This window comes from Deltaproteobacteria bacterium (genome assembly GCA_016234845.1).
Lineage (GTDB): Bacteria > Desulfobacterota > Deferrimicrobia > Deferrimicrobiales > Deferrimicrobiaceae > JACRNP01.
This window is the reverse complement of the sequence record JACRNP010000008.1, coordinates 1-15562: the sequence shown is the minus strand read 5'-3', so window position 1 is coordinate 15562 and position 15562 is coordinate 1. Positions and strand designations below refer to the sequence as shown.

Genomic DNA, 15562 nt, shown 5'->3' with positions numbered 1-15562 from the left:
TTCCGCCCTGGTGAAAAAGCTACCGCCGCGGGTTCTCCCGCAGCGGGGTGACGCGGATCGCGCCGGCGGCGGGCTTCCGGACGCAGGCGACGGAGATCCCGTACGCGGCCCGCACGTTTTCCGGCGTGAGCACCTCCTCCGGCCTCCCCTGCGCCGCCACCGTCCCGCCCGACAGCAGGACGATCCGGCTCCCGTACTCCGCGCACAGCGACAGGTCGTGGGACGCCACCAATGCGGCGATCCCGCACTCCTCCGAAAGACGCGTGACGACCTCGTAGAACGCCACCCGGTGCCGGATGTCGAGGAACGCGGTGGGCTCGTCGAGCAGCATCACCCGGGCTCCCTGCGCGATCGCGCGGGCGACGGCCGCCCTCTGGCGCTCCCCGGCGGAGATCTCCTGGAGTCCCCTCGCCCGCAGTTCGTCGATTCCCGCCATCCCGAGGGCCGCGTCCACCTGCGCGCGGTCCTCCGGCCCCGCCCCGCCGAAGAGCCCCTGGTGGGGGAACCGGCCGAGCGCGACGTACGACTCGACCGTCATCGGGAATCCGATCGGCGGGTCCTGGCCGACCACCGAGAGGAGCCGGGCCATCTCGCGGCGGGAGTACTCCCCCGGCGGCCGGCCGCAGACAAGGACCGAGCCTTCCCGCGGCGGCAGCACCGCCGAGAGGATCTTGATCAGCGTGCTCTTCCCGGAGCCGTTCGGCCCCAGCAGGATCGCCACCTCGCCCGGGAACAGCTCCGCGTCGACGCCGCGCAGGACGTCCCGTTCGCCGTACCCGAACGAGATCCTCCGGGCCGAAAGCACCGGGTTCACGACCGTCCCCCGTTGCGGCGAAGGAGGTAGAGGAAGAACGGGGCCCCCGCGAGCGCCGTGACCGCGCCCACCGGCAGCTCCCCGGATGGGGAGGCCGTCCGCGCGATCACGTCGGACAGGACGAGGAACGCGCCCCCCATCAGGAATGCCGCCGGGAGGAGCTTCCGATGGCCGGAACCCACCAGGACGCGCGCGCCGTGCGGGACGATCAGCCCCACGAATCCGATGAGCCCCGAGACCGCCACGACCGAGCCGGCCAGAAGGGACGCGGTGAGGTAGGTCGCCGTCTTGACCCGTTCGACGGAAAGACCCGTCTGGAAGGCGGCATGGTCGCCCAGGAGCATCAGGTCGAGACCGCGGGAGAGCGCGAAGAGGACCGCCGCTCCCGCCGCGACGTACGGCAGCAGCGTGCCCACCCGCCCGGGCGTGGCCAGACCGAGGTCCCCCATCAGCCAGTAGAGCGCCCCCGGGATCTTCCCCGGCGGGGAGAGCGTGACCATCAGCATGATGACGGCGTTCAGGAACGCGCCGACGACCACCCCCATCAGGATGAGCCGTTCGGGAGAGACGCCGCCGCGCCGCCGCGCCAGGAGGAAGACGGCGAGCGCCGAAAGGGCGGCCCCCGCGAAGGCGAAGAACGGCAGGAAGGGGGAAGCGTCCGTCGGCAGGAAGAGCGCGACCGAGAGCGCCCCCACGGCCGCTCCCCCGGAGACGCCGAGGATGTACGGATCCGCGAGGGGATTGCGCAACAGCGCCTGGAACGCGACCCCGGAGGACGAAAGGGCTCCTCCCACGAGAACGCCGAGAAGCGCCCGGGGGAGCCGCAGCGACAGCAGGACCCGGGCGGAGGTGTCGGCGCCTCCGCGCAGGAGGATGTCCAGGTACCGTTCCAACGGAATCCGGACCGGCCCCGTGGATGCGGACAGGAGCACGGCTCCCGCGAGGACGGCGAGCAGGGCGGCGAAGACCGTCCCGGACCGCGCGCCCGCGAAGCCCCGCTCCGGGCCGGGCCTCATCGCTTTCTCCCGTCGCGCCCGCTGTTCGATTCCCCGGGGCGCGCCGCCCACGCCGACAGGTATCCCGATATCTCCTCGAGCGCGGCCACCAGGCGGGGGCCCGGACGGGTCACGAGGTCTCCGTCGAGCGTGTACACGGCTTCGTCGCGGAACGCGGGGACCTCCCTCCACCGGGTCGTCTCCTCCGGAAACCGTTCGACCCCCGCCATCCCCGCCACGAAGATCACGTCCGGGCTCGCCGCCACGAGGTCCTCGACCGACAGCCGCGGGTACCGGCCGAAGTAGCCCGCCGCCGCGTTCCTGCCGCCCGCCGTCCGGACGAGCTCGTCCATGAAGGTGCCGTTTCCGGCGACGATGACCGGCGAGGTGGAAACGACGAACAGGACGGACGGAGCGGCGCCGGAACCTCTTTTCCCGGCGACGCGGCGGACGCGTTCCGCGCGACGCCGGAGCGCCGCGGCTTCCGAGCGGCCGCGGGAGGCGTCGCCCAGCACTGCTCCGATGCGCTCGATCGTGGAGAAGACGGAGTCGAGATCCTGGGGGGCGGTGGCGAAGCAGGGGATCCCCATCTCCTCGAGGGCCGCGACCTTCCCGCGCGGGTTGCCGTCGGTCGTGCACAGGACGATGTCGGGCGACAGGGCGACGATCCGCTCCACGTCCGGGTCGGTCACCCCCCCGACCTTCGGGAGGGACGCGGCGGGGGGGGGAAAATTGCAGTACCGCGTCACGCCGGCGAGGAGGTTCCCCTTGCCGAGGAGGAACACGCTCTCGGTGAGGCTGGGGGCGAGGGATACGACTCTCCTCGGGGGGGAAGGGAGCCGGACCGTGACGCCCCGGTCGTCCCGCATCGCGAGCGGGAACCGGTCGGCCGCGTCGATGGTGGCGGCCGCGGAGGAAACGGCAAGGATGGCCGTCGCCGCGAGAAGAACGACTCCCCGGCGGAACGGGGATGCTGCGACGGCGTCTGAGCGGACCAAAAGGAACACCCCCCGACCCGAAAGCCTCGCGGTGGAACGGGTGGGGGGTGCGGTGACTCGAAGCCCGCGTGACCGTCCCGGCCCTTCTCCCGCGAAAGGCGCTTCGGGTTTGCTCCCCGCCGGAGAGGTATCCTGGCTCCCGGCTCTCAGCGGCCCGGTGAAAGGGCCGCCCGCCTACTCTCCGCGCCTTCCCGCCCGTTCGCCGATCGTCCGGGCAGTGGCTCCGTTGCGGATTTCGTAACCGGTCACAGTTGCGGGGCAGCGATGGTCTCTCACCATCTTCCCATTGCCCCGGCGGGAACTTCCGATTCGTACGATCATTCTGACGGCCCCGCGGACCGGCGTCAAGCCGGCGCGTTCCGGGGGCGCCTCACCGGATGCCGCGCAGCCGCTCCCGGACGCGCTCCTCGAGGGCCGGCCTCGCACCGGCGGAGGCGGACAGGAACGCCGAGTACGCCTCCGCGCTCCTCCCGCGATCCCCCATCCGGTCGTACACGGTGCCTAGGTGGTAGAGGACGTCCGCGTTCCCGGGAAACCGGCGCCTGGCGGACAACAGCGTCTCCTCGGCTTCCCCGAGCCTCCCCAGCCGCGCCTGGGCCACGGCGAGGTTCACGCGGGGAGCGGACGCGCCGGGGGACATCTCGGAGGCCCGGGCGAAGAGGGCGGCGCTCTCCTCCACCCTCCCCTCCGCGAGCCGAAGCAGCCCGGCGTTGACCAGGCCGGGAACGTAGCGGGGAGAGAGGGCCAGCACGCGCGTGAACGCCGCGTCGGCGTCGCCGAACTTCCCCTGGCGAAGAAGGGAGAGGCCGAGGCCGTTCCAGCCTTCCACGAGCGTCGGCGACGACGCGGTCGCCTCGCGGAACCGGCGGGCCGCGCCTTCCGCATCGCCCCGTTCGAGGGCCGCCACCCCCGCGTTGAACGTTTCCAGGACCGGATCCTTCGCCGTCCCCGCGGTTTCCTTTCTCTCGACCGGCGCCTCGGACGGGGGAAGGACGACGGCCGGATCCGCCGCGGCCGCGGCCGGGGCGGCCCGCCGCGCCGGAAAACGCCGCGATGGAGCGTTTTTCGCCGCCGGTTTCGCCGGAACGGATGCGGGAGGGGCCGGCGGCGCTGCGGCCTGGGGCGCCGGCGGCGGTGCGACCGGAGCGGGCGGCGCCGCGACCGGGGACGCAGGAGGTTGCGCGGGCGGCGCCGCGCCCATGCGGGACAGGAGGAGGACTCCCCCGGCGCCGACGACGAAGGCGGCGGCGAGGACGCCGATCAACAACTTCACGCGCGTCTTCGGACGTCCGGCGGCCCCTCCCGGAAGCGGTCCGAGGGGGAGCTGTGACGGCCCGTCCCCCGTCTTTTGCGCCCGTCGAAGGGCGTCCTGCAGGAGGCTCACGCCCACCCTCCTTTCCAGCGGAGCCAGCGCCACGGACCCGCGGCCGCGCCGCCGGCGTCGGCCAGCGAAGCCACGGCGCGTACCACGTCCTCGCGCTCCACGCGGGCCGCGCTCCGCAGGCAGGCCGCCAGGAGCGCACGGTCGCACAGCTGGTTGATCCGCCGGGGAACGCCCTTCGACCGTCGAAAGAGGAGCTTCTCCGCCGCCGGGGAGAGGAACGCCCCGCCGGAGGCGCCCGCGACGCTCAGCCGATGGTGGACGTACCGGGACGTTTCCCGGGCGGAAAGCGGAAGGATCCGCGCGCGGACGGTGACGCGCTGGTTGAACTGCCGCAGCTCCGGAAGCGCGAGCTTCTCCTGCAGCTCCCTCTGGCCGAACAGGACGATCTGGAGGAGCTTCCGCTTCTCGGTCTCCAGGTTCGAGAGCAGGCGGACCTGCTCCAGGAGCGGGGCGGCTAGGTTCTGCGCCTCGTCGATGATGAGGACCGGCCGCCGATCGGCCGCCGCCTCGGCGAGCAGGAAGCGGTTCAACGCGTCCAGGAGGTCCTTCCGCGTCCCGTCGGGCACATCCACGCCGAAATCGCCGAGGATCGTGCGGAGCAGCTCCTTCTCGGTGAGGAGGGTGTTGACGACCAGGGCCGTCGTGAACCGCTCCGGAATCCGGCGGAGCAGCGCGCGGCACACGGTGGTCTTCCCGACGCCGATATCGCCGGTGACCACGATGAACCCTTCTCCCGATTCCAGGCCGAAGAGCAGGTGCTCGAGCGCCTGCTGGTGGCTGTCGGACAGGAAGAGGAACTCCGGGTCCGGCGTGAGCGAGAACGGCTTCTCCTTCAGGCGAAAGTATTCCTCGTACATGTCAGTTCCAGGGGCGGAGCGTTTCCCGCTCCCCCTCCGTGCCGTACAGCCACGGCCGCCCTCCGATCCGATGCCCGCGCGTAAGGTTCTCCAGCCGCTCCCGCTCCGCGGCGGCGACCTCCGCACCCTCCGTCGTCCGGATGACCCGCGGCGAGATGAGGATCACCAGCTCGGTCTTCTTCTTCGTCTGATCGTTCGACCGGAACAGCGCCCCGACGTACGGGATGTCTCCCAGGATCGGGACCGATGTGACGGTCTCCTGCGTCCGTTCCTGCATGAGCCCTCCGATGAAGACCGTCTCCCCGTCCGCCACGGAGACCACCGTGTTCGTCTCCCGGATGTCGAGGATCGGCGCGGTGTTCCTGTCCGGCGCGGTCGCGGTCCCGACCTTTTCCGTGATCGACGGGTGGATGGACAGCATGATCCGCCCGTCCTGCCCGATCTGCGGCGTCACGCTCAAGACGATTCCCTCGGTGACGCTGTCGGGGGTGAACGTCGTGAAGGCGGCGGAGGTCGTGCTGGCGGGGGTGACGATCGCCCGGAAGAACACGTCCTGCCGCCCGATCCGGATGATCGCCTTCTGGTTGTTCAGGGTGGACACCTTCGGCGCGGAGAGGACGTTCAGGTTCCCCGCCTTCGCCTGCGCGTCCAGGAACGCGTTGAACTTCGAACCGGCCACTCCGATCTGGATCGCCGTCGCCCCGGTGGAGAGGGACTGGGTTGCGGCCGCCCCGGCGGAGAGCGACCCCGAGAGGGAAAGGGAGGAGAGGTCCGGCAGCGCGGACCAGTCGATGCCGTACTTCGTCTCGTCGTCCAGGGTCACCTCGAAGATCTTCGCCTCGATCACGACCCCCGCGCGGACCCGCGCCTCGAGCCCCCGGAGGTGGCGCGCGACCTGCTCGAGGTTCTCCGGGTAGTCGGTCACCGTGACGGTCCCAGCGGTCCGGTTGACGATCACCTTCCCGCCGCCGGGGGAGAGGAACGCCCCGACCTCCTCGGCCAGCCCGCCCCAGAAATCCCCCTTCTCCTCCGTCGTGACGCTGTTCGTGCTCTGGCTCTCGCTCGACGCGCCGGTGCTGCTGCCGGTGGCGGAGGTGGACGCCATGAGCGACCCCTGGCCGGTGCGGCCCGTGAGCAGGTAGTCGACGGGGAAGACCCGCGTGTGCCGCTTCGCGGGGGCGACCCGAACCGTGTTCCCGGTGAACGCCGCCCGGCAGCCGAGCATCCCGCACACCTCGTCCATCAGCTCCTCCGCGGTCGCCTCCTTGATGTCGAGCGTCACCGTCCCGCCCACCTCCGGCGAAAGGACGAGGTTGAAGTCGTTCTCCCGCGCCAGCGACAGGAACAGCTCCCGCGCGTCGGCCCCCGTCATCACGAGGGTGTACCGCCGCGACGGCTTGCGGAACTCGGCGGGGGACCGACGTGCCTCCTCGACCCCCTCCACGGGCGCATCGGGAAGCGGAGACGGCTTCGCGGCGGACGCGGCGGGCGCCGGCGCGGCCGGCGGGGCCTCCCGCGCCACCGTCACCGGCGGAGGGGGCGATTTCCGGACCACCTGGGACTTCGCACATCCGAAGCCCACCGCCGTCAGGCCGATCACGGCAACTACCAGGGTTTTCACCGTCGAACCTCCTTTCCCTCCGGACGCCCGCTTCCCGCTCGAGTCGTCCCTTACTGCCTGTACAGTTCCAGCACCCGGATCTCGCTCCCCTTGCGGAGCGATACACGGTACGGGTCGACCGCAACGAGGGTCCACTCCCCGATCGTCCCCCCGACGGGAATCAGCCGGTTCCCGAAAATGGCCATCGATGATTCCCGGCTGACCACGGTTCCCCGGAGCTCCGGAACGGTGCCGTCCGTTCCGGCGGCCGCAGGGCGCGCTTCCCCGCCGTTGACCGCTCCGCCCGCTCTCCCGGGGATCCTCTCCCGGGCGGGAGGAAGAAACGGGTTCCGCTCCCACGTCCACGCCGGTCCGGACCACCCGGGAGGAAATTCCGCGGACGGCGGGGCGGCGACCGGTTCGAACGCGGCGGGCGGCGGCTCCGTCGCGGCGGGAGGAGCCGGGGCATCGGCGCTTTGCCCGGCCGGCGGCGGCGAAGAACCCGTCGACTGGAACACCCGGTAGGCGACGAACACCAGCGCGACCGCCGCGAGCGCTCCGGCCACCCGCTTGTCCTGCATCAGTTCCCGGATCGGCCTCATCGGATCACCCGGTGCCAGGCCGAGAATTCCACCGTCGCCAGCATGGCGTCGGACTTCTCCCTGACCGTCACGGAACGCACCGTGAGCAAACGCCGCGTCTTCGGCATCGCGTCCAGGAATTCCGCGAGGTCCCGGTAGGAGGAACGGAACGAGACGCGGTACCGGCTCTCCACCATCCGCTCCCCGCCGATGCCGGCCGGCCCCTTCCGCTCCGCCTCGGCCGGGGGAGCCCCCGGCGCGGTCGACGGGTCGGCCACCGCCGGCGCGAGGCCGAACGCCTTCAGGTTGTGCCGCACGGCCAGCTCCCCCACCTCCGCCAGAAGCCGTTCCGTTTCGGGGGCGGTCGGGACGCGCTCGTTCCACAGGCGGAGCCGCTGCTCCCATTTCGCCCCCTCGCCGGCGCGGGACGCGGCGACCATCGCCCGGAGCTTCAGCGCCTCCCCGACCTCGGAATCCTTCACAGCGATCTCCGCCTTGAGTTCCCGGATCGTGCGCAGCTCCGGAGCGAACAGGAGGAAGTACGACGCCGCGCCCAATGCGAACACTCCGAGGAGCAGGGGAAGGATTCCTTCCTTCTTCCAGAGGTTGATCCGCATCTCCTACCGCTCCCGCATCGTGAAGTTCAGGAAGAACTCCTGCTCGCACCCGCCGCCCGCTTCCTCGTCGCGCGGCCGGACCTCGAGGATGGAGTACCCGGCATCCGCCGCCACCGGTTGGGCGCGCACGGCGGAGAGGAATGCGTTCACCTTCCTCTGCGCGTCGGCCGGCGTCCCCGCCGTCACGATTCCCCGGACCTCCGCGCGGCCCGCCGCCGCGCCGACGTCGCCCGGTTCGGAGGGCGTGAACGTGGCGGAGAGGAAACGCATTTCCGGCGGGACGGCGCTCCCCAGCGCGCCGAGCAGCCCCTTCCAGCGGGTGAACGGAGTTGCGTACTGCTGCTCCCCCCTCTCCGCCCGGTCCAGCGCGGCCTTGAGCGACATCCACCGGGAGACGTCCTGCCGGGACGCCTCCGTGCTCCTGCTGATCGCCTGCGAGCCGCCCAACGCGTCCCGGTACCGCATCGAAGCGTTCCGCAGCCCCATGTAGAGCCCCGCGTTCGCCGCCCAGAACACCGCGAGGATGACGGCCACCGCGATGAGGCTCCCCCGCCGCTCCTTCCGCTGCAGGTATTCCGCCGGCAGCAGGTTGACGCGTCCCTCCGCCCACTCGGCGGCGGCCATCCCGACGGCCGCTCCGAGCACGGCGGCGTCCCCGTCGACCCCGCCGTCGAACGTCGCGGCGGAAGCCGCGGGGTGGGTCGCCACCTCGAGCTTCAGCCGCTCGAAGATCAGCCGCTTCGCCTCCTGCGGCGGCGGATCGCCGCTCCAGTAGAGGCGGGTGACGCTCCCCCCGCGGGAAATCTGGCGGAAGTAGAGGAGGGACCGGGTGAGCTCCGTGACCAGCCGCTCCGCGTACATCTCCTGTTCGGAAGGCGGCGGGGGCGAATCGCCGCCTCCGCCTCCGAGGTCGATCGTCCCGTACTCCGTCCCCGCAGGCGCCGGAGCGCCGGTCGGCCGCTCCAGCCCGAACTCCCGCGCGAATCGCAGCTTGCCCGTTCCGGAAACGGAGATCACGCACCGGGACGGCTCCACGTGGAGGAACCCGCACAGCTCGTCCGCGGCTTCGGCGGGGTGCAGCCCCGCGAGAGCGACCGGAATCGAGATGACCCGGACCGGCGTCAGCCCCGCTTCCACCAGCAGGAAGACGAGCCGCCGGATCTCGAACTCCGGGGTGTAGAGCGTCATCACCTCGTGACGTTCATACCCCTGCTCCGTGACCTTCCCGACGACCTCGCCCGTCACCCGCAGCTCCGCGACCGCGGTCTGCGTCTCCTGCGCGATCTTCCCGCGGAGAAGCTCGTCGCGGGTGTCCCCGGTGACCGGCGGAATGGTGTAGATCCTGTGTTCGATCACCGGCCCGAGGTAGGTCACCATGGCGGTCTTCGCCGTGAAGCCGCTCCGCGCGAGGAAGTCGCGAAGGAACTGTCCCACCGCCGCCGGCTCCCCGCCGGGCCGCTCGGTGACGGCCGCACGGTAGATCCGAACCGGGCGCTCGCCCGGCTGGTACTCGATCGCCCGGATCACCTTCGGGGAGATCTCGATCGCCAGCATCCGGCCCATGCGCTCCTACCCCTTCATCGCAGATACAGGTTCAGCTGCGCCTGCTGATTGTTCTCCGGGACGTACGCCACCGCCTGGCCGCCGACCTGCGGGTTCGGCGGCAAGGTGCACGTGGCGATCACCTCGTGGAATCCCGCATGGGTGGGTCCGAGGACGTAGGGGGGCCCCAGGGGGCCGGGGGGGATCCCCGCCGAAAGCGGCGCCGCCGACCGGACACCGTTGTTGGAGTAGTCGACGCGGACGTTCAACTGCATCCCCGGGAACGACGCCGGCTGGGGATTCAGCACGTACTGGCTCGTCGTGTTGTCGGTCCGCCACACGTACAGGTTGACCAGCAATCTCCCGGTGGCCACCACGGCGGAGGACGGATAGGTGATGTCGTCCGATGTTCCGAGCACCCGGTCCGCCCCGGCGCTGCGGATCTGCCCGGCGCCGGGACTGTTGTACGCGAGGTTCGTCCCCCACCCGTCGGTCAGGTACGCCGCGGGACTGAATCCCACGTTCACGTACTGCCCCTGCCACCCGTACCGGACGATCCCCAGGCCGGTCGGGGGGGGCACCGTCGTCACGCCCGGCTGGGTCCCCTGGGTGTTCAGCTGCGCGAGCGTCACCGGAAGCCTTCCCATGTCCGCGAGGTACCCGATGGTCGGGGCCTTCGGGTCCCCCATGATGGCCCGGTGCATCTCCTCCATCTGCTTCCGGGTCGCCTCCTCCCGGGACTGGTCGAGGATCTTCGCGACGAACGGGACCGCCATCGACGCGAGGATGGAGACGACCGCGATCACCACGATCACCTCGATCAGCGTGAACCCCCGCGTTTCCCGGCGGCGGGCCGTCATTTCGTCGCCCCCATCGAACCCACCATCTTGTAGAGCGCGAGGAAGAACGACAGCGCGGCGCCGAGCACCACGACGGCGAGGATCAGCGTCATCGCCGGTTCGAGGATCGCGAAGGTCTTCTTGACGATGGCCGGGACCTCCCGGTCGTAATATTTCGACACGTTCTCGAGCGTGTCGTCCAGGCTTCCGGAGGACTCCCCCGCCGACACCATGCGGATGACCATGGGGGGGAATTCCCCCGACTTGCGGAGCGCCACCGACAGTCCGCCCCCGGCGATGAGCTCGTCGCGCGCGTCGCGGACCACGGCGGCGATCACCCGGTTGCCGATCACTTTCTCCACCACCGCGAGCGCCTGCGTCATCTCGACCCCGGCGCGGAACAGGGATGCGGTGAAGTGGGAGAACTGGCTCATCTCGATCGCCCGGATCACTTCCCCGACGAGGGGGATCCTGAGCTTCCACCCGTCGATCCGCAGGCGTCCGGCCTCCGTGCGCCGGTACAGCTTCAGCCCGACGATCCCCAGGACGAGGCAACCGAGCAGGTACAGCCCGTAGTCGCGGAAGAACTCGCTGATCGCGATCACCATCCGCGTCGGAAGGGGGAGGTCGATCGCCGCCCCCTTGAAGATGGAGAGGAAACGGGGAAAGACGAACGTGAAGAGGAGGACGATCAGCCCGCCGACCATGCAGACGACGGTCGCCGGATAGTACGTCGCCTGGCGGATCGTCTTGCCGAGCTCCTCCTGCCACGTGAGGAACCGGTTCAGGTCGTCCAGGACCCCGTCCATGTTCCCGGTCACCTCACCCGAGCGCATGATGGAGACGAAGACCTCCGGGAACACTTCCGGGTGCAGGGCGAACGCCCCGGAAAGCGTCGTACCGGACTGCACGTTGCGGCGCACGTCCCGCAGCACCTCCCGGAACGCCAGGTTGGTCGCCTGCTCCGCGACGTCGGAGAGCGCGCTCACCAGGGGCACGCCCGCGCCGATCAGCGTCTTCATGTGGTACGTGAATTCGATCAGGTCCTGGCGCTTCACCTTCTTCCGCAGCAGCGCGGAGCCCCCGCCGTCCGCGATCGGGCGGGAGGAGACCAGGTGCAGCCCCATCGCGGCGAGGGCTTCCCGCAGGGAGCCCGGATCGCCGGCGGACATCGTCCCCCGCGCCTTCTTGCCGTAGTCGTCGACCGCGTTGTATTCGTATCGCGCCACGAAGGTCTCCCCTGGACGGGCTACGTCAGCTGCACGACTTCCTCGAGCGTCGTCAGGCCGCGCATCGCCTTGGCGACCCCGTCCTCGCGCATCGTGGTCATCCCCTCCGACGTCGCGACCTCGAGCAGGTCCTGGCTGTTGGCCCGCTTCATCACCAGCCGGGTGATCTCCGGGGTGACCTCCAGGAGCTCGTACACGCCGACGCGGCCGCGGAAACCGGTCTGGCCGCACTGGTCGCACCCTTTCCCGCGCAGGAAGATCCCGTGGATCGACTCCTGCGGAAGCCCCGCCCGCTCGATGGTCTCCGGCGACGGCTTGTACTCCTCCCGGCACGCGGGGCAGTTGAGGCGGATCAGCGCCTGCCCGATGATCGCCCGCAGCGAGGACGCCACGAGGAACGGCTCCTGCCCCATGTTGATCAGGCGCGGGATCGCACCCGCCGCGTCGTTCGTGTGGAGGGTGGAGAAGACCAGGTGCCCCGTGAGGGCCGCGCGCACGGCGAGTTCGACGGTCTCCGAGTCCCGCATCTCTCCCACCAGGATGACGTCGGGATCGTGGCGCAGGATGGAGCGGAGCCCCGAGGCGAACGTCAGGCCCGCCTTCACGTTGATCTGGCACTGCCGGATGATCGGCAGCTCGTACTCCACCGGGTCCTCGAGCGTGATGATGCTCCGGTCGAGGCCGTTGATGTAGGAGAGGGCGGAGTACAGCGTCGTGGTCTTCCCCGATCCGGTCGGGCCGCACACCGTGACGATCCCGTTCCGGCTCTCGATCGCCTTGCGCAGCCGCGCCAAGGTCTTCTCGTCGAATCCGAGGGATTCCAGCCCGAGGACCAGTTTCGACTTGTCGAGAACGCGCAGGACGAGGTTCTCCCCGTGGACCGTCGGAAGCGTGGAAACGCGGAGGTCGATCTTCCGCTTCCCGACGAAGAAGTTGATCTTCCCGTCCTGAGGCTGCCGGGTCTCCGCGATGTTCATCGCGGAGAGGATCTTGACGCGGGCGGTGACCGCCGGCTGGAGCATCTTCGGCAGCGACGGCCCCATCCGCAGCTTCCCGTCGACGCGGAACCGGAGCCGGAAGATCCGCTCCTCCGGCTCCATGTGGATGTCGGTCGCCGCCTCCTGCACCGCGGAGAGGAAGATCTGGTCGACGAGGCGGATGATCGGCGCGCCCGCCGCCTGGTCCGCCTCGGAGAGGCGGCCCGACTCCACCTGCCGGATCGACTTCTGGACGATCTCCTCGATCGAGATGCCGCCCGAGTAGTACTGGTCGATCGCCGCCAGGATGCCGCTCTCGGTGGACGCTGCACCTCGTCGATCGCCAGGACGTCGAAGACGTTGGCGAGGGCGATCGTGAGCCGGGGCGGCTCGAGGAGGATCGGGATCATCTTGTGGCGACGCGCCATCGCTTCCGGGATGGCCTTGAGCGCCGCCGCCTCGATGAGGTAGCTGTCGAGCTGGATGAAGGCGACCCCGGCCTGCGAGGCGAGGACCGCGGAGATCTGCTCCTGGGTGACGAAACCGAGGTTGATGAGGATCTCGCCGACGCGCTCCCCGGTCCGCTTCTGCTCGCGCAGGGCGAGGTCGAGCTGGTCGTGGGTGACGAGACCCGCGTCGATCAGCCTCTCCCCGAGCATCTTCCGCTTCGGGGGGCTCTGCTCCCCGGGACTCCGGCCCGTGCCGCCGCTCACCGGCAGGTCACCCGGGGCCGGCTAAAAAAAAAGCCGAAGACTCGGGCTTCGGCTTCCCTGGGAATCGATGTCGTCTCCCTATCGTACACGGAACCCGATGTCGTCGCCCGCGACCACGTTGTCGATGTTGCGGGTGTTGATCCGCTGGTCCGGGCCCGCGGAGATCACCCAGAGCGGACCGGTCGCCGCGACGTTCAGGAGGTACGGGCGGCCCCACGGGTCGAGCGGGAGCGCCACGGAGATGTAGGGGCCTTTCCACCGGAGGTCCCCCGCGGGAGGGTACAGGTTGCCGGTGGCGCCGTTGATCAGCAGGTTGTTGTCGAGGTTCCCCGCCGCGCCGTTCCACCCGGCGCCTGCGCCGGCGCCGGCGACGAAGTTGGCGTAGCTGGTGGGGATCGCGGCGCCGGTGTAGAGCACGGTCGTCACCGCCCCGCTCACCGGGTTCCGGTTCGGCCACTGCCCCACGTCCTTGTAGAAGTTGGTGAGGGCGCCGCCGATGACCTGCGCCTCGTTCCGGGACTTGGCGATCTTGGAGTCGTCGATGTATTTCGTGATGTACGGCGTGAGGACCGCCGCCAGGATGGCGATGACCGCCACCACGGCGACCACCTCGATGAGCGTGAATCCCTCCCGGTTCCTCCTGCGCATCGGACCCCCCCTTCGACTGGAGTGAACGCTCCGCGACCGCTTCCCGCAAAGTTATACGTTAATTAATACCAAATGACATATAACTGGCAAGAGAAAAACGAGCCCATCCGTAAGGATGGGTCACAAATCGATACGGATCACGCCGTGCGGGATGCCACGTAGTCGGAAAGCGTCGCCAGGGCCTCCCGCGCGCGGCAATCGGGAAGGGTTTCGAGGTACCGTTTTCCGCGCCGGACGTGGCTTCTTGCCCGGGACGCCGCGTAGGCGATCCCTCCGCTGCGGTCCACGAGCCGGGACAGGAAGGCGACGTCGCGCTCCGCGGGCTCCTTCTTCGCCAGCGCGCGACGCGCGCGCTCGCGGTCCCCTGCGTCCGCCTCCCGAAGCGCGTGGAGGAGCGGAAGGGTGACTTTACACTCCCGGAGGTCCTGCAGCGGACGTTTCCCCAGCTCCTTCTCCGTCCCCGTGTAGTCGAGGATGTCGTCCACGAGCTGGAAGGCGATCCCGATCGATTTCCCGAAACCGAACATCGCCTTGCGGACGGCGGGGTCGGCGCCGGCGAGGACGGCGCCGGTCTCGCTGGCGGCGGCGATCAACGAGGCGGTCTTGCAGAAGACGACCGTCAGGTACTCTTCCTCCGTCATCCCCGCGTCCCGCGTCTTCATCAGCTGCAGCACCTCCCCTTCAGAAAGGGAGACAAGCGTCCGCGCGTAGATCCCGAGGACGTCGATGTCGCCGTCCTCCGTCATGAGCTGGGAGGCGCGGGCGAAGAGGAAGTCGCCGACCAGGATGCTCACGGAGTTTCCGAACAGGATGTTGGCCGCGGGCTTCCCGCGCCGGACGGTTCCCAGGTCCACGACGTCGTCGTGAAGAAGCGTCGCCGTGTGCATGTACTCCGTCACCACGGCCATCACGGTCCTGCGCGGGCCCCGGTAGCCGCATGCGTCCGCGCACAGCAGCAGGACGGCCGGGCGGATCCGTTTCCCGCCGGACAGGGTGATGTGCCTGCCGACGACCGGGATGAGCGGAACGGGGGATTTCAGGTTGGAGACGAGCGCCCGTTCGACCTTGCGCAGATCGTTGCCCAGGTACCGAAATACGCCGTCGATGTCGATGGCCGTTCCCTCCTGACGGGCACAAGGATACCATAAGGGGCATGTACGACCGCAAGGACGCCTGGTACCGCCAGGCGAAAAAGGAAGGGTATCGCTCCCGCGCCGCGTTCAAGCTTTCGCAGATCGTCGCGAAGGAGAAGGCGATCCGGGCCGGAGACCGGGTGATCGACGCGGGCGCGGCCCCGGGAGGGTGGAGCCAGGTGATCCTCGAACGGGTGGGGAATCGGGGGAAGGTCGCCGCGGTCGACCTGCTCCCGGTGGAACCGATCGCCGGGGAGAACTTCCGGTTCTGGCAGCGGGACCTGACCGACCCGTCCCTGCCGCCGGAGCTCTCGACCTTCCTCGGCGGGAAGGCCGACGCGGTGGTCTCCGACGCCGCCCCCAATACCACCGGCAGCACCTTCACCGACCAGGCGCGTTCGGCCGACCTGGTGCGCGCGGTGTTCGCGCTGGCCAGGGAGACGCTGCGCGAAGGCGGCACGTTCCTCGCCAAGATCTTCGGCGGCGCGGAGTCCGACGCGGTCTACCGGGAGCTCAAGCCGTTCTTCGCCGAGCTCCGCCGCGTCCGGCCCGAGGCGACGCGTAAAGAGTCCTTCGAGTTGTACCTGCTGGGGAAAGGTTACAGAGAGCGGTAAAAGAGCCCTACGGATTCCTCG

General features: G+C 69.9%; 16 protein-coding genes and 1 riboswitch. Of the genes, 2 read left to right on the top strand and 14 right to left on the bottom strand.

Translation table 11 applies throughout. The features are described from left to right. Positions 1-19: 19 nt before the first annotated feature. The 12 genes from HZB86_00780 to HZB86_00725 all read right to left on the bottom strand — a co-directional run bounded on the left by HZB86_00780 (position 20) and on the right by HZB86_00725 (position 12667). Positions 20-814: an ABC transporter ATP-binding protein gene (locus HZB86_00780; protein MBI5904083.1), complete on the bottom strand. Its 795-nt coding sequence runs from the start codon at positions 812-814 to the stop codon at positions 20-22. After that, a complete protein-coding gene (locus HZB86_00775; GenBank protein MBI5904082.1) occupies positions 811-1830 on the bottom strand; it encodes an iron ABC transporter permease in 1020 nt (339 codons plus the stop codon). The genes HZB86_00780 and HZB86_00775 overlap by 4 nt, the downstream gene beginning before the upstream one ends. Beyond that, the gene (locus tag HZB86_00770; GenBank protein ID MBI5904081.1) at positions 1827-2807 is read right to left on the bottom strand and encodes an ABC transporter substrate-binding protein; all 981 of its coding nucleotides are present in this window, start codon (positions 2805-2807) and stop codon (positions 1827-1829) included. The genes HZB86_00775 and HZB86_00770 overlap by 4 nt, the downstream gene beginning before the upstream one ends. A 104-nt stretch (positions 2808-2911) precedes the next feature. Beyond that, positions 2912-3129, bottom strand: a riboswitch (cobalamin riboswitch). Between the two features lie 48 nt (positions 3130-3177). Continuing rightward, positions 3178-4191, bottom strand: a complete 1014-nt coding sequence (locus HZB86_00765) for a tetratricopeptide repeat protein (protein ID MBI5904080.1) — start codon at positions 4189-4191, stop codon at positions 3178-3180. Beyond that, positions 4188-5048: an AAA family ATPase gene (locus HZB86_00760; protein MBI5904079.1), complete on the bottom strand. Its 861-nt coding sequence runs from the start codon at positions 5046-5048 to the stop codon at positions 4188-4190. Before HZB86_00760 ends, HZB86_00765 begins: the two co-directional genes overlap by 4 nt. A 1-nt stretch (position 5049) precedes the next feature. Further along, complete coding sequence (locus tag HZB86_00755) at positions 5050-6669, bottom strand: secretin N-terminal domain-containing protein (GenBank protein MBI5904078.1); 1620 nt, start codon at positions 6667-6669, stop codon at positions 5050-5052. Between the two features lie 50 nt (positions 6670-6719). Further along, on the bottom strand, positions 6720-7250 hold the full coding sequence (locus tag HZB86_00750) for a hypothetical protein (GenBank protein MBI5904077.1): 531 nt from the start codon (positions 7248-7250) through the stop codon (positions 6720-6722). After that, positions 7247-7846: a hypothetical protein gene (locus HZB86_00745; protein MBI5904076.1), complete on the bottom strand. Its 600-nt coding sequence runs from the start codon at positions 7844-7846 to the stop codon at positions 7247-7249. The genes HZB86_00750 and HZB86_00745 overlap by 4 nt, the downstream gene beginning before the upstream one ends. A gap of 3 nt (positions 7847-7849) precedes the next feature. Then, positions 7850-9409, bottom strand: coding sequence for a hypothetical protein (locus HZB86_00740; GenBank protein ID MBI5904075.1), 1560 nt, complete (start codon positions 9407-9409; stop codon positions 7850-7852). Positions 9410-9423: 14 nt separating this feature from the next. Then, positions 9424-10248 (bottom strand): prepilin-type N-terminal cleavage/methylation domain-containing protein, encoded by an 825-nt coding sequence (locus HZB86_00735; protein ID MBI5904074.1) that lies wholly within the window; start codon positions 10246-10248, stop codon positions 9424-9426. Then, positions 10245-11456, bottom strand: coding sequence for a type II secretion system F family protein (locus HZB86_00730; protein ID MBI5904073.1), 1212 nt, complete (start codon positions 11454-11456; stop codon positions 10245-10247). The genes HZB86_00735 and HZB86_00730 overlap by 4 nt, the downstream gene beginning before the upstream one ends. Positions 11457-11476: 20 nt before the next feature. Continuing rightward, positions 11477-12667 (bottom strand): type II/IV secretion system protein, encoded by a 1191-nt coding sequence (locus HZB86_00725; GenBank protein MBI5904072.1) that lies wholly within the window; start codon positions 12665-12667, stop codon positions 11477-11479. Between the two features lie 249 nt (positions 12668-12916). Between HZB86_00725 and HZB86_00720 the strand changes: the two genes are divergently transcribed. After that, on the top strand, positions 12917-13171 hold the full coding sequence (locus tag HZB86_00720; GenBank protein ID MBI5904071.1) for a hypothetical protein: 255 nt from the start codon (positions 12917-12919) through the stop codon (positions 13169-13171). A gap of 53 nt (positions 13172-13224) precedes the next feature. On the opposite strand, the gene HZB86_00715 is transcribed toward HZB86_00720, so the two are convergent. Next, complete coding sequence (locus HZB86_00715; protein MBI5904070.1) at positions 13225-13794, bottom strand: type II secretion system protein GspG; 570 nt, start codon at positions 13792-13794, stop codon at positions 13225-13227. Between the two features lie 137 nt (positions 13795-13931). Then, the gene (locus tag HZB86_00710; GenBank protein ID MBI5904069.1) at positions 13932-14906 is read right to left on the bottom strand and encodes a polyprenyl synthetase family protein; all 975 of its coding nucleotides are present in this window, start codon (positions 14904-14906) and stop codon (positions 13932-13934) included. A gap of 41 nt (positions 14907-14947) precedes the next feature. Here HZB86_00710 and HZB86_00705 point away from each other — a divergent pair, with 41 nt between their 5' ends. Beyond that, positions 14948-15541: an RlmE family RNA methyltransferase gene (locus tag HZB86_00705; GenBank protein MBI5904068.1), complete on the top strand. Its 594-nt coding sequence runs from the start codon at positions 14948-14950 to the stop codon at positions 15539-15541. Positions 15542-15562 lie beyond the last annotated feature (21 nt).

What these genes read in the sequence shown, in the direction of transcription:
- HZB86_00775 (MBI5904082.1), bottom strand. Translation starts at nt 1,830, where the DNA reads ATGAGGCCCGGCCCGGAGCGGGGCTTCGCGGGCGCGCGGTCCGGGACG.
- HZB86_00760 (MBI5904079.1), bottom strand. Translation starts at nt 5,048, where the DNA reads ATGTACGAGGAATACTTTCGCCTGAAGGAGAAGCCGTTCTCGCTCACG.
- HZB86_00750 (MBI5904077.1), bottom strand. Translation starts at nt 7,250, where the DNA reads ATGAGGCCGATCCGGGAACTGATGCAGGACAAGCGGGTGGCCGGAGCG.
- HZB86_00745 (MBI5904076.1), bottom strand. Translation starts at nt 7,846, where the DNA reads ATGCGGATCAACCTCTGGAAGAAGGAAGGAATCCTTCCCCTGCTCCTC.
- HZB86_00740 (MBI5904075.1), bottom strand. Translation starts at nt 9,409, where the DNA reads ATGGGCCGGATGCTGGCGATCGAGATCTCCCCGAAGGTGATCCGGGCG.
- HZB86_00735 (MBI5904074.1), bottom strand. Translation starts at nt 10,248, where the DNA reads ATGACGGCCCGCCGCCGGGAAACGCGGGGGTTCACGCTGATCGAGGTG.
- HZB86_00720 (MBI5904071.1), top strand. Translation starts at nt 12,917, where the DNA reads ATGAAGGCGACCCCGGCCTGCGAGGCGAGGACCGCGGAGATCTGCTCC.
- HZB86_00715 (MBI5904070.1), bottom strand. Translation starts at nt 13,794, where the DNA reads ATGCGCAGGAGGAACCGGGAGGGATTCACGCTCATCGAGGTGGTCGCC.
- HZB86_00705 (MBI5904068.1), top strand. Translation starts at nt 14,948, where the DNA reads ATGTACGACCGCAAGGACGCCTGGTACCGCCAGGCGAAAAAGGAAGGG.